This window comes from Pseudovibrio sp. W64 (assembly GCF_001623145.1).
Classification (GTDB): Bacteria; Pseudomonadota; Alphaproteobacteria; order Rhizobiales; family Stappiaceae; genus Pseudovibrio.
Genome location: NZ_LMCI01000018.1, coordinates 214244 through 228100, shown reverse-complemented (window position 1 = coordinate 228100; position 13857 = coordinate 214244). Strand labels below are relative to the sequence as shown.

At 50.8% G+C, this 13857-nt stretch carries 10 protein-coding genes; 6 read left to right on the top strand and 4 right to left on the bottom strand.

Annotated features, from left to right (window positions below):
* Positions 1-29: 29 nt before the first annotated feature.
* Positions 30-1292, bottom strand: a complete 1263-nt coding sequence (fabF, locus tag PsW64_RS09810; protein ID WP_063303478.1) for a beta-ketoacyl-ACP synthase II — start codon at positions 1290-1292, stop codon at positions 30-32.
* A gap of 459 nt (positions 1293-1751) precedes the next feature.
* On the opposite strand from fabF, the gene PsW64_RS09805 reads away from it, so the two are divergent.
* The 3 genes from PsW64_RS09805 (at position 1752) to PsW64_RS09795 (ending at position 5467) form a co-directional block, all read left to right on the top strand.
* Positions 1752-2969, top strand: coding sequence for an NADP-dependent isocitrate dehydrogenase (locus tag PsW64_RS09805; RefSeq protein ID WP_063303477.1), 1218 nt, complete (start codon positions 1752-1754; stop codon positions 2967-2969).
* Between the two features lie 183 nt (positions 2970-3152).
* Positions 3153-4274, top strand: a complete 1122-nt coding sequence (locus tag PsW64_RS09800) for a hypothetical protein (RefSeq protein ID WP_063303476.1) — start codon at positions 3153-3155, stop codon at positions 4272-4274.
* Between the two features lie 212 nt (positions 4275-4486).
* Positions 4487-5467, top strand: coding sequence for a glycerophosphodiester phosphodiesterase family protein (locus PsW64_RS09795; protein ID WP_063303475.1), 981 nt, complete (start codon positions 4487-4489; stop codon positions 5465-5467).
* Here PsW64_RS09795 and PsW64_RS09790 read toward each other — a convergent pair.
* The 3 genes from PsW64_RS09790 to recA form a co-directional block, all read right to left on the bottom strand.
* Complete coding sequence (locus PsW64_RS09790) at positions 5457-6632, bottom strand: cyclic nucleotide-gated ion channel (protein WP_063303474.1); 1176 nt, start codon at positions 6630-6632, stop codon at positions 5457-5459. The two genes, PsW64_RS09795 and PsW64_RS09790, sit on opposite strands and share 11 nt — an antisense overlap.
* Before the next feature lie 189 nt (positions 6633-6821).
* Complete coding sequence (alaS, locus tag PsW64_RS09785) at positions 6822-9482, bottom strand: alanine--tRNA ligase (protein WP_063303473.1); 2661 nt, start codon at positions 9480-9482, stop codon at positions 6822-6824.
* A 190-nt stretch (positions 9483-9672) separates the two neighbouring features.
* Complete coding sequence (gene recA, locus PsW64_RS09780; protein ID WP_057462600.1) at positions 9673-10737, bottom strand: recombinase RecA; 1065 nt, start codon at positions 10735-10737, stop codon at positions 9673-9675.
* Positions 10738-11038: 301 nt separating this feature from the next.
* Between recA and PsW64_RS09775 the strand changes: the two genes are divergently transcribed.
* The 3 genes from PsW64_RS09775 to PsW64_RS09765 all read left to right on the top strand — a co-directional run bounded on the left by PsW64_RS09775 (position 11039) and on the right by PsW64_RS09765 (position 13770).
* Complete coding sequence (locus tag PsW64_RS09775) at positions 11039-11962, top strand: carbohydrate kinase family protein (RefSeq protein WP_063303472.1); 924 nt, start codon at positions 11039-11041, stop codon at positions 11960-11962.
* Positions 11963-11994: 32 nt separating this feature from the next.
* Positions 11995-12909 (top strand): pseudouridine-5'-phosphate glycosidase, encoded by a 915-nt coding sequence (locus tag PsW64_RS09770; RefSeq protein ID WP_063303471.1) that lies wholly within the window; start codon positions 11995-11997, stop codon positions 12907-12909.
* Positions 12910-13302: 393 nt separating this feature from the next.
* A complete protein-coding gene (locus PsW64_RS09765; RefSeq protein ID WP_063303579.1) occupies positions 13303-13770 on the top strand; it encodes a hypothetical protein in 468 nt (155 codons plus the stop codon).
* Positions 13771-13857: the final 87 nt, after the last annotated feature.

Sequence of the window (13857 nt, the reverse complement as noted above, 5' to 3'; positions counted from 1 at the left end):
CTTTTCCAGAACTATGTTGTCGCTAGCTGTCAGCTCGGCTTTCCAAAGATCACAGAGGCATTCACCCCGCCAAAACCAAAGCCATTGGACATGACATATTTCAGGTCTTTCTCTTTAGACGCATTCGCCACCAGATCAAACTGGGAAGCCTCATCATCAGGCTCTTCCAGGTTCAGTGTCGGAGGAAGCACGCCTTCCCGCAGTGCCATAATAGAAGCGATTGCCTCAAGAGCACCGGCAGCCCCCAAAAGGTGCCCCGTCGCAGATTTGGTTGAAGAAACAGCCAGATCTTTCCCACGATCTCCAAACACAGCCTGAATGCCTGCAATCTCTGCAGCGTCTCCAACTGGTGTGGATGTACTGTGGGCATTGATATAATCAATGTCGTCAGGATTAATCCCTGCCTGCTTCAATGCCTTACGCATCGCAGCTTGCCCACCTGCACCATCCGGAGGAGAAGCCGTCACATGGTGGGCATCAGCTGACGTACCATACCCCAGGATCTCAGCAAGCGGCGTCGCACCGCGAGCGAGGGCATGCTCAAGCGTCTCAATCACCAACATCGCAGCCCCCTCACCCATGACAAATCCATCACGGTTCTTGTCAAAGGGACGCGAGGCTTTGCTAGGTTCATCATTAAACCCGCTCGACAGCGCACGGGCAGCAGAAAAGCCGGCAAACGAGACAGCGTCAATGCAAGCCTCAGCACCGCCAGCAAGGGCGACGTTTGCTTCACCGCTCTTGATCATGCGCACTGCATCACCAATGGCCTGCACACTGGCAGCACATGCGGTCACAGGCGTTCCCAACGGCCCCTTAAACCCATTGGCAATCGAAACCTGACCCGCTGCAAGGTTTGCCAGAAAGCTTGGCACAATAAACGGCGACAAACGCCGCGGACCTTTGGTCTCAACGGTGCGTGTAGCTCCGGTCATCGCTGGAAAGCCACCAACTCCGGATGCAATGATCGTCGCGGTGCTCTCCTTCTCTTCGTCCGTTTCAGGACGCCAGCCAGCCTGTTCAACGGCTTCTTTGGCTGCAACCAGAGCATAATGGATAAACAAATCCATCTTCTTCTGGTCTTTAAAAGGAATAGCAACACTGGCATCAAAGCCAAATTCATCTTCGTCGATGGTTGGAACCTGTCCTGCCACCTGACAAGCATGCTCGCTTCCATCAAATCTGGTAAGAGCGCGAATACCACTTTCAGAAGCTACCAGTCTCTTCCAAAACGGGTTGATCCCAACACCTAGGGGCGAAACAACCCCCATACCGGTTACAACAATCCGCATCTTCCCTTACTCCTAAGTCAAAGAACGCAGCAACCGACTCCTGCGCGCTCTACAAAATGCTCGCGTCCCAATTATGACGCCATCAGGTCGCCAGAGTAATTGGATATGTTTTGAGAGTTAAGAACAAACTGCACAATTGCAACTCATAGTGGATAACATCTTGGGATTGCGGAGTAATCAGTTTTTGCGCCCTAAGCAGAATGTTCGACAATCCACTCGGAAAGGAGAAAGGTACAGCAAGATTATGGACAGCATCTCACACCATGCATGAGAGCAAATACAGTTGAAATTGCAGTTTGTTAGCAAACACCACTTCTGTGCAGCATACGAATTTGGTATTACAAGCCAACCGAGCTAGCATTTCCACTGGCATTAAATTGCGCACATGTGTATACACATGGCAATTCGAGCCGCTTCAGGCTCCATTTTCATGTACCTAAAAACACGAGGTCTACTAATATGGCGAAGATCAAGGTAGCGAATCCAGTCGTCGAGCTCGACGGCGATGAGATGACTCGCATCATTTGGCAGTTCATCAAGGACAAGCTGATCCATCCTTACCTGGACATCGATCTGAAGTACTACGACCTCGGCATTGAGTCCCGCGACGCAACAGACGATCAGATCACCGTTGATGCTGCAAACGCAATCAAAGAACACGGCGTTGGCGTTAAGTGTGCAACCATCACTCCAGATGAAGCCCGCGTTGAAGAATTCGACCTGAAGCGCATGTACCGCTCTCCAAACGGCACCATCCGTAACATCCTGGGTGGCGTTATCTTCCGTGAGCCAATCATCATGTCCAACGTTCCACGTCTGGTTCCAGGTTGGACTCAGCCAATCATCGTTGGCCGTCACGCATTTGGTGATCAGTACCGCGCGACTGACTTCAAATTCCCAGGTAAAGGCAAGCTGTCCATCAAATTCGTTGGTGACGACGGCGCTGAGATTGAACACGAAGTATTCGATGCTCCTTCAGCGGGTATCGCAATGGCGATGTACAACCTGGATGATTCCATCCGCGACTTCGCCCGTGCTTCCATGAACTATGCTCTTGGCCGTAAGGTACCTTGCTACCTGTCCACCAAGAACACCATCCTCAAAGTATACGATGGTCGCTTCAAAGACATCTTCCAGGAAATCTATGACGCTGAGTTCAAAGAGAAGTACGAAGCAGAAAAAATCTGGTACGAGCACCGTCTCATCGATGACATGGTTGCTGCATCCATGAAGTGGTCCGGTGGTTACGTTTGGGCTTGTAAGAACTACGATGGCGACGTTCAGTCCGACACCGTTGCACAGGGCTTCGGTTCCCTTGGCCTGATGACTTCCGTTCTCATGTCACCAGACGGCAAAACCGTTGAAGCAGAAGCTGCACACGGCACAGTGACCCGTCACTTCCGTCAGCATGAAAAAGGCGAAGACACTTCCACAAACTCCATTGCATCTATCTTTGCATGGACCCGTGGCCTGGCGCACCGCGCGAAACTCGACGACAACGCCGAGCTGAAGAAGTTTGCTGAAACTCTTGAGCAGGTATGTATCGATACAGTTGAAAGCGGTCACATGACCAAAGATCTGGCTCTTCTCGTAGGTCCAGAACAGAAGTGGCTCACCACAACTGGCTTCCTCGACAAAGTCGACGAAAACCTTCAGAAAGCTATGGCTGCTGCATAAGTACTGCCAAAGCGCTGATTTACGAAAAGGGTGCCTCCGGGCACCCTTTTTTGTGGGCGAAGCAATTGTGCAAGCCTGTCAGCAACCCGATTGAATTTCCAGTACTCCCTTTAAATCAAGGGAGTACCGAACAATGCATCCTTCACGAATACGGCCCTACCGTAATCAAAAAGGATCCTGACGATGAAACCACAACTCTTACTGCTACTGCTCGGCGCGGGATTGGCAAACTTTGCTCAAGCTCAAGATAATGACGCCATAACCGCCAAGAAAATTGGCCCGTATTTCCAGCTGGAAATACAAACTACAACCCCGTCTGGTGAAAAAAAGAGCTCGATCTTTGTGATGGATACAGGATCAACCGGCATCGTTGGCTCCGCTGGCTTTTTTATTCCCACAGCTGAAGAACAGGCCAGCTCCACCTGCTCCACCCTGTCCTACTCCAGCTCAGGGAATACCTATGCTGGATACATAATCAATCGCGATCTCTCGTTTGGAACGCCCGGTAAGGCTACTACAAAACACCTCAAAAACTTTCCGGTCTTTGCTGCCGTACAGCATTGCCCAAACAGTAAGAACAAACCCACCTGCTCAAAGACACCCGCCCTCACTTGTAACCACAACCCTAAGGTTTTCATGATGGGTGTTGGTTTTGACAGTCCCCATGGCATTTCCCAGGTGGATGCAGATCAAGCCAATCCCACAAATCCATTCCTTAATCTGGTAGACGACAACGGCGTCCCTTTCGAGAAACAGAATTACGCCCTCACAAGCACGCACTCAAACAGCAGCAGCATAGATGTCTATTTGGCATCCACTCAAAACCCGCTCCCCAATCTGGGCAAAACGCTTACGCTTCCATTATCGGCATCACCAACAAATCCAACGGCTTTGGTCGCACCTATCCTCCCCTTTGCAATCACAAGCAAATCCAACGGCGAGGTCGTTTATCCGCCAACCGGTCCCCAACCAACCCGCGTTCTCCCCGATACTGGTATTTCATATGGAATAGTCTCAGTAGCTAAGACCACGCCTCCGTGTTGCACTACCAGCCCTAACAGCGGACAGATTGAAACGTCAGACTATGAGATGCAGCTTTACGTAAATAAGCAAAGCAAAGAACCGCTGGTGACACTAAGCTATGGGAACGATCAAGCTCTTGGCCAGTCCGCCAGATGGTCCTTAGGGCATAAGGAAGTTAGTGCGATGCTATTTAACAGCGGTCAGCTATTTTTCGAACACTGCAATTACTTCTACTCCCCCACGGATAAGCAAGTGACCCTAAGCTGCGCTTCAGGACAATAAGGCTCACAGGGAGCGGAACAGCTGCTCTGACGCTCCCTGATGAACAGATCGACCAGATCTCAACATGCATCTGCCTGATTACCGCAAACTCTCCATGAGTTCATCAGCACCTCGATGCCGAAATCTTGAGTACGCCAAAACAACGCCTAAGTGAGAACACATTACGCTTTCAACCTAGGCGGACGGTCACTGTTTCCAATCCGGCGCCTCTTATGTTTAAAAAGATTGTTCTGCTGCTCCTCCTCGCATTTGCTGGGGTCTATCTCTACAACGCTTCATGGCTTTCAGGCCAAACTCCATCCGGCAAACCCAGATTCATTGCTCATCGTGGGGTCCATCAGACCTATCATCGCAACGAGTTGACCAACCAGACTTGCACAGCAGAGCGCATTAACACGCCTACCCATTCCTTTCTAGAAAATACGATTGCCTCCATGCGGGCTGCATTCGAAGCTGGCGCAGATATTGTCGAGCTGGATGTACATCCAACCGCAGATAACAAACTTGCCGTCTTTCATGACTGGACACTGGATTGCCGCACCAATGGACTGGGCATCACCAGATCTCATTCACTTGCAAAACTCAAAGCACTGGACATCGCCTATGGCTACACCGCAGACGGCGGAGAAACCTATCCTCTAAGAGGAACCGGCATAGGTGCAATGCCAGAACTTGAAGAGGTTTTCCGTGCTCTTCCCGGCAAGAAATTCCTGATCAACTTCAAAGAGAAAGAACTCCTCTCGGCAGAACTTCTGCAGGAGAAGCTTGACAAGCACCCTGAGTGGAAAGCGCAAGTCTGGGGCGTCTATGGGGCATCCGCACCCACCTGGAGTATTGCAGACAGCGCGGAGGAAATCGTAGGCTTCGACAAACGCCAAACCAAAGCCTGCTTAAAAGCATACATTGCTCTCGGCTGGAGTGGTTACGTCCCGCAAGAGTGTAGAGGCACCGTCATCGGCGTTCCCTCAAATTACACATGGGCTGTTTGGGGCTGGCCGCATAAGTTCCAGCAAAGGCTCAAGGAATATGGCAGCGAGGTCATCGCATCCGGCCCATTCACATTACAGGGTGTCGGTGGCGGCATAGACACACAGGAACAACTTGCTGCGGTGCCAGATAACTTCGACGGATACATCTGGACGGACAAAATCGAAGTGCTCGCACCGTACATCCAAGGCCAGATTACGAAGTGAACTCCACATCCGTATGACGGCTCTTCCGCTCATCAATGGCTTCATCAATGATCTTCTTTGCTATAGCCGGTTTACGATCCATGAAGCGGCGCAGGTCTTCCATCTTGAGGACCATGAGCTGAACGGGTGTTCGCGCAACAGCGCTGGCCGTTCGCTTGCGGTGAGCAAACAACGATGCCTCGCCAAAATGCTCACCCTCACCATGTAAAATACGGTGGTCAGAAAACACTTCTTCCACTTCACCAGATGCAATCAGGTAAAGGCTGTCTCCATCCTCGCCCTTCTCACAAATGGTTTGTCCAGCAGGTACACTGTGCGAATGTAAAAGCTCCGTCACTGCAGCGATCTCAATCGCAGACAGGCGCTCAAACAGCGGTATGGTGGCCACCATACCCCAGGTGATCACAAAATCTCTGCTATGGATCTCACGCGCAAACGCAGTGCCAACAATTCCAACTGGCAGCGCAAACAGGCAGTACCCCATCAACATCACCAGACTGGCAATGGTTTTACCCATCGCTGTGACAGGCACAACATCACCATAACCAACCGTAGTGAGAGTTGAAAACGCCCACCACAACGCACTCGGAATAGTACCAAAATGCTCCGGCTGCGCGGCATGCTCAACACTGTAAAGCAGCGTTGCAGACACGAGAGCAACCCCGAAAATCAAAACCAGACTGCCAACAATCGCCCTCTGCTCAGCAACAACTGCAGAAATAAGAGAGCGTACGGCAGGTGAGTATCGCGCGATCTTCAGGAATCGCAACAGACGCAATATAACAAGCGATTTCCAACTGATACTGGCGAAGAACAGCGAAAGCCAGAAAGGCAGAACAGCCACAAAATCAACCAGCGAGAGCGGCTGCATCGCATAAACAGCACGTGCTTTGAGCGGACCATATTTCCTCAAAGGAGGATGCAGGTCTGAAACCCAAAGCCGCAAAAGGTATTCAACGGCAAAGATTGAGCCAGCAATGAAATCCAGCAGAAAAATCTGCCAGACATACACTTCTCCGATGCTTGGCTCCGTCTCAAGGACAGCAAGTCCCACATTCACAACAATAAAGATGATGAGAATCGCATCAATCTGCTTGGCAAGCCGGTTACCGGCACTGCTGCGCTCCAGCAGATTATAAACTTTCAACTTGATGGAGTGTGCCACCAACGCCCCCAATAAAATTCCCGGGCACTTGAAGAAACAGATAAAGCAATCCCAACAGCAATAAACCTCCCTTCACCATTTTACAGGCCCACGCAAACCGCAAAAAGAGGCACCCAGCGAAAGTAACTGGCAAAAAATAAAGGGGAGATTAAATCCCCCCTTTGCAACTCTTAGATCTTTGGTTCGGTATTAAAGCGTTTCAAGGTGAGCCTTGATCGCAGCAATCGCCTCATCAGCCTTGCTTGCATCCGGGCCTCCAGCCTGCGCCATGTCCGGACGGCCACCACCGCCACGACCACCAAGAGCAGCAGAACCAATGCGAACAAGCTCAACCGCACTGGCTGTCTCACTCACATCCTTGGTCGAGCCAACAACGATCGCAGCTTTTCCGTCTTCCGCTTTGCTGATCAGCACAACAACACCGGAACCAATCGCAGTCTTGCCTTCATCGGCAACAGACTTGAGATCCTTCGGATTGATGCCTTCAAGAACACGAGCCATAAGCTTAAACTTACCCGCTTCAGTAACACCGGCATCCCCATCGGAGCTGCCACCGCCCATCGCAAGTTTCTTCTTCGCATCAGTCAGTTCACGCTCAAGCTTCTTGCGCTCATCCAGCAAGCTTGCAATACGAGCAGGAACGTCAGCTGCAGCAACCTTAAGCAAACCAGCACTCTCACGCATCAGCGCATCTTGCTCTGCCAGATACTTACGTGCTTCATCACCAGTAAGCGCTTCAATACGGCGAACACCAGCAGCAACAGCACCTTCAGAAACAACAGTCACAAGACCAATGTCACCAGTGCGCTTCACATGCGTACCACCGCAAAGTTCCACGGAGTAAGACTTTCCGGCTTTCTCGCCAGTAGTCGCCGTACCCATGGAAACCACACGGACTTCATCGCCATACTTCTCACCGAACAGAGCCATCGCGCCAGCTTCGATCGCCTCATCAACTTCCATCAAAGAAGTCTCAACAGCACCGTTTTGCAGCACGATCTCGTTGGCCAGAGCCTCAACCCGTACCGTTTCTTCAGCGCTGACAGGCTTTGGATGCGAAAAGTCAAAACGCAGACGTTCTGGCGTAACCAGAGAGCCCTTCTGAGCAACGTGAGTACCAAGCACTTCACGCAATGCTTCGTGAACCAGGTGCGTTGCGGAGTGGTTGGAACGAATAGCACTGCGGCGAGAATGGTCAACAACCAACTCAAGCGCATCGTCCACCTTAACTTCACCGCTCTCAACACGAACAAAATGGACGAACAGGCCGTCAGCTTTCTTCTGCGTGTTGGTGACAGCAAGGGAAACACCATCTGCAATCATAGTACCACAGTCGCCAACCTGACCACCGGATTCGCCGTAGAACGGTGTCTGGTTAAGGATCAAAGACCCCTCTTCATCTTGCTTCAGAGAAGTAACTTCTTCGCCATCCTTCACAAGGTTCAAAACAACGCCTTCTGCCTTCTCAGTCTCATAACCGAGGAACTCAGTCGCGCCTGCTTTCTCCTTGATGGAGAACCAAATGGCGTCTGTTGCAGCATCACCGGAACCTGACCACGCCGCACGCGCTTCAGCACGCTGGCGTTCCATGGCGGTGTTGAATCCATCGGTATCAACCGCAATCTCACGGCTGCGCAATGCATCCTGTGTCAGATCGAGCGGGAAGCCGAAGGTGTCATAAAGCTTAAACGCTGTTTCACCATCAAGCTGATCACCGGAGCCCAAAGAACTGGTCGCATCTTCCAGCAGGCCAAGACCCCGCTCAAGAGTTTTGATGAAACGCTTTTCTTCCAGCTGAACTGTCTCTTCAATGAGCTTTTCAGCACGTGGCAGCTCAGGGAACGCCTGACCCATTTCACGAACCAGAGTAGGCAGCATCTTGAAGATGACCGGCTCTTGTGCACCCAAAAGGTTTGCATGGCGCATCGCGCGGCGCATGATGCGGCGCAATACGTAACCACGGCCTTCATTGGACGGCAGAACACCATCAGCAATCAGGAAGGCCATGGACCGCAAGTGATCTGCAATCACCCGGTGGCTCGCCTGCGCTTTGCCAACAGCTTCAACACCAGTGAGATGCTCAGAGCTCGCAATCAACGCCTTGAAGAGGTCAATCTCATAGTTGTTATGCACGCCCTGCATGATCGCAGCAAAACGCTCAAGTCCCATGCCCGTATCGATGGACGGACGAGGCAGATCAATGCGCTTTTCTGGCAGCTGCTCGTACTGCATGAACACGAGATTCCAAATCTCGATAAAGCGATCACCATCTTCCTCAGGAGATCCTGGAGGGCCACCCCAGATATGTTCGCCGTGATCGTAGAAGATCTCGGAGCATGGGCCACAAGGACCTGTATCACCCATGGCCCAGAAGTTATCTGAGGTTGGGATGCGGATGATTTTCTCATCAGCAAAGCCAGTCAACTTCTTCCAGATCTTGAATGCTTCTTCATCCTCGGAATAAACGGTGATCAACAGCTTGTCAGCCGGCAGCCCGTATTCTTTGGTGATCAGATTCCACGCCAGCTCAATAGCGTTTTCCTTGAAGTAATCTCCAAAGGAAAAGTTGCCCAGCATTTCAAAGAAGGTGTGATGGCGCGCAGTGTAGCCAACATTGTCCAGATCGTTGTGCTTACCGCCAGCGCGGACACACTTTTGCGAAGATGTTGCACGCACGTAATCCCGTTTTTCCAAACCAGTGAATACGTTCTTGAATGGCACCATACCCGCATTTGTAAACATCAATGTCGGATCATTGCGTGGCACCAGTGGACTGGAAGGAACAACTTCGTGTCCGTTCTTTGCAAAGTAGTCGAGAAAAGCCGACCGAATTTCGTTGACGCCACTCATAGGTATTGATGTCCGTCTCGTTTTCTAGTGGGCAGCTACTTCAACAATCACAGCCGCCAAATTGCAGGGTATGCGCATCAAAAACGATGCAACAAAAAATTAGTATCTGCCGCGTTTTAGCCATATGCAGCAAATCTGTCCATAAAACCCTACAAAAAAAGAGGCTGGATAAATCCAGCCCCTCTAAACTCTATTGGTTTTCCGCAGCTTTTTCCGGATCATCAATTGCTTCAGCGATCAAACCTGCATTCTGTCGGATAGCAAGTTCAATCTCGTCCGCCAGTTCAGGATTCTCTTTCAGGAAGGTTTTCGAGTTCTCTCGCCCCTGCCCCAGCCGCTGGCTGTTGTAAGAGAACCACGCACCAGACTTCTCAACAATGCCGCCTTTCACACCAAGATCCAGCAATTCCCCCATTTTGGAGATGCCTTCACCGTAGATGATGTCAAACTCAACCTGCTTGAATGGAGGCGCCAGCTTATTCTTCACCACTTTCACGCGGGTCTGGTTACCAACAATTTCGTCACGATCTTTAATCGCACCGATACGGCGGATATCCAAACGCACAGAAGCATAGAACTTGAGTGCGTTACCACCGGTTGTCGTCTCAGGCGAACCAAACATCACACCGATCTTCATGCGGATCTGGTTGATGAAGATCACCATAGTGTTGGATTTGGAAATAGAAGCGGTCAGCTTGCGCAGCGCCTGGCTCATCAAACGAGCCTGTAGGCCAGGGAGCGAATCGCCCATCTCACCTTCAAGTTCAGCTTTTGGCGTCAGCGCAGCAACGGAATCGATCACCAGCACATCAATCGCACCAGAGCGAACCAGCGTATCGGCGATCTCAAGTGCCTGTTCACCAGCATCCGGTTGAGAGATGAGCAGGTCATCAATATTCACACCGAGCTTGCGTGCATAAATCGGGTCCAGCGCATGTTCAGCATCAATAAAGGCGCAAATCCCGCCTCCTTGCTGCGCACAGGCAACTGTGTGCAAAGCCAGCGTGGTTTTACCGGAGCTTTCAGGTCCATAGATCTCAACGATGCGCCCTTTTGGCAGTCCGCCGATTCCAAGGCCGATATCAAGACTGAGAGAACCAGTCGAGACGCTCTGGATTTCTACGGCCTGTCCCTGGCCCATGCGCATAATGGAGCCTTTACCAAAGGCTCGTTCAATTTGGGAAAGCGCTGCATCCAGTGCTTTATTCTTGTCCATCTGATTGCCCTCAACAAGGCGAAGTGAAGTTTGTGCCATACGTTCTCATCCCTTATTCCACGATGGACGCGTAGTTTCAAAGTCAGTTATTTGTACTCATTTTGTTCCAACTTCGCAATACCCGATAACTAACTAATAAAAATGGATTAATTTCAATGTGTTCTCCTATTGTTCAACATGTAGATAACTTTTCCCGACACCTGTTTGGAGGAACGCATCTGGAATCAAACAGCAAAATGCACTTTTGATACATCACCCACAGTCTGTATTTGCTCGTAGCTTGCTTTGGCCAACCACATTGCATATCAACTGTCTTTCGATGTCGGGAGGAGAATTGGTTATGTCCACTAAAAAGGTCGGAGTAATCGGAGCAATCCATCTGGACAGGATTGCCCATGCAGATCGACCATTCCAGCCGGACACCTCAACACCCGGGAAAATTATGTCCCGTGCTGGAGGTGTTGGAGCAAACATTGCACGCGCAATGGCCCGGCTGGGCATGCAACCAACAATGCATGGATGTCTGGGGGACGATGCAGACGGAGCATACCTCGCAAAAAGTCTGACAGACTGCGGGATTGATACCTCCAGTATCACCACTGTCGCAGACGGTCGAACAGGATCCTATCTGGCGCTTCACAATCCGGATGGCACATTGTTCTCCGCAATTTCAGACAGTGAGATCACAGCAAAGGTAAGTTTCTCAGAAGCAAATCCAATCCCGCAGGCTCTGCTGGACTGCGATAACTGGCTCTGTGAAACCAATCTGGAAGAAGCAACGCTTCTCTCACTTGCCAATGCCAAGGAGCATCGCCTTCTCGCAGCAGACACCGTCTCAATTGCGAAGGCGCCCAAACTGCGTCCCCTCCTCTCAAAAATCGACATTCTTTTTACCAACACAGATGAAGCCACAGCTCTTTTGGAGTGCGAACCAGGAGAATTCTCAGCAGAAAAACTAGCTCAAAAGCTGGCAACTGCAGGCATTCCAATTGTTCTGGTCAGCAATTCCAACAAGCCGCTGGCTCTTCACTGTGCAGGCAGCACAAGCTCGCACACTCCATTTTCTGTTGTTCCCGTAGATGTCACCGGTGCCGGTGATGCCTTCATTGCAGGCTTTCTTTATGCAAGTTGCCTCAATGAAGCCCCGGTTTCAGCAGTAAAAAGCGGTCTTGCCTCTGCATCAATTACAGTGGAAGCGACCGGCGCTGCGCCAGAAACGCTTTCACCCCAATCGCTTAAAGCTCGTTTATTAGAACATGCCTAAGCACCAACAACATACGAAAGACTGGGAAAACCATGGGAAGTTCAATTAAAATCCATCATTCAAAAGAAGTTGCAGATGCTCTGAGCAATGGCGCCCCTATTGTTGCGTTGGAGTCCACCATCATTACCCATGGCATGCCGTACCCGCAAAACGTTGAAACTGCCCGCGAAGTAGAACAGATCATCCGTGACGGTGGCGCAGTCCCTGCGACAATCGCTGTGTTGAACGGCGAGCTGCATGTGGGTCTGGAAGACAGCACTCTGGAAGAATTGGCAAACGCCAAAGACGTCATGAAGTGCTCCCGCGCAGATCTTTCCTTCGCTATGGCGCTGGGTAAAAACGGCTCCACAACCGTAGCTGCAACCATGATGGCAGCACACGCAGCTGGCATCCGCGTGTTCGCAACCGGTGGCATCGGCGGTGTCCATAAAGGCGCAGAAACCAGCTTCGATATCTCAGCAGACCTGGATGAGCTGTCCCGCACTCCAGTTTGTGTTGTTTCCGCAGGTGCAAAAGCCCTGCTCGACATTCCAAAGACACTGGAAGTTCTGGAAACACGCGGCGTTCCGGTCATTGGTTTCAATTGTGAAAACGTGCCTGCTTTCTGGTCCCGCGATTCAAAGATCAAAGCGCCCTACAGCCTGGACGATGCTTCAGACATCTCAAAACTGATCAAGTTCCGCGAAACATTTGGCGACCACGGCGGCATGCTCGTCACCAACCCGGTACCTGTTGAAGATGAAATCCCATCTGACGAAATGCAGGTGTTCATCGATGCCTCCATTCAGGCAGCAGAAGAGCAAAACATCACCGGCAAGCAAGTCACCCCATTCGTGCTGCAAGACATTTTCGAGCGCACCAATGGCCGCAGCCTCGCAACCAACATTGCGCTTGTTAAAAACAACGCAAAGCTTGCTACTAAAATCGCTTGTGGTTTGACTGCGTAAGCAACTTTTAACCCAAGAAATAATGTAAATCCGGGTTGGCCCTTCCAATCCGGATTTTTTATGTACGATCAGCACCATTTTTCAAAAGCACCCCGACACGTGTAGTCAACTCAAATCATGCAGAGACTTTCACATCTCTTTGATCGAAAGATTCCGTTGTTTTTCGGTCCCGATTATTTTAGGTGTTCTAAAGCTATAGAATTTTACATCTCTGTGTTTCTATTGGCGCATCTGCATCTTGTGGTCATATAGTGCTCATCAAAACGCCATCAGGCGGGCATATGCGAGAAAGGCCGATCCCATTTAATGGGTGGCTCCATTGAAATCACGCCAAACAGAATTGCGCGGTTGGCGGCAGCTGCTTCTGTTTTTGTCACCCGCAGGATTTACGCTATGAAGAAACTCATTTTTATCGGATTAACTGCAGCTCTCGCGGCTTGCCAAAGCGGCCCATCCAATCGCAGTGGTCAGCCAACTATTCGCGCGGACGCAGATTCTCAAACCATTCAGATCAACGCGTCTCCTGAAACTGTTCGCAAAACACTGGTCGATAGCGCAAGCGCACGCGGCACCATCGTGCAGCAGAACGAACAAAACATGGTGGTGATGGAAAGCTATGTACGCGGCGAAAACGCTGTTTTAGATAACGAGTTCGGCGCCTCTGACTCCGGTGAGCGCGCCTACCGCATTCGTGTGCGCTTCTCTGGCGCACAGTGCCGTACAAATGTTGTTCAGGACCTTGCACTGGTCAACAACATCTACACCCCGCAAGAACAGTCTTTCCAACTTCCAGGAAATCCGGGTTCCATGCAGAGCCTTCAACGTTTGAAGTCCAATGCGGAATCATCTGCAGGCTGCTAAGCATCAAGAATTCAAAAAAAGGCCGGAAAGCTTCACAGCTCTCCGGCCTTTTGCATTAAAGAGTAAGAAACTACAGCGTATCTCCGA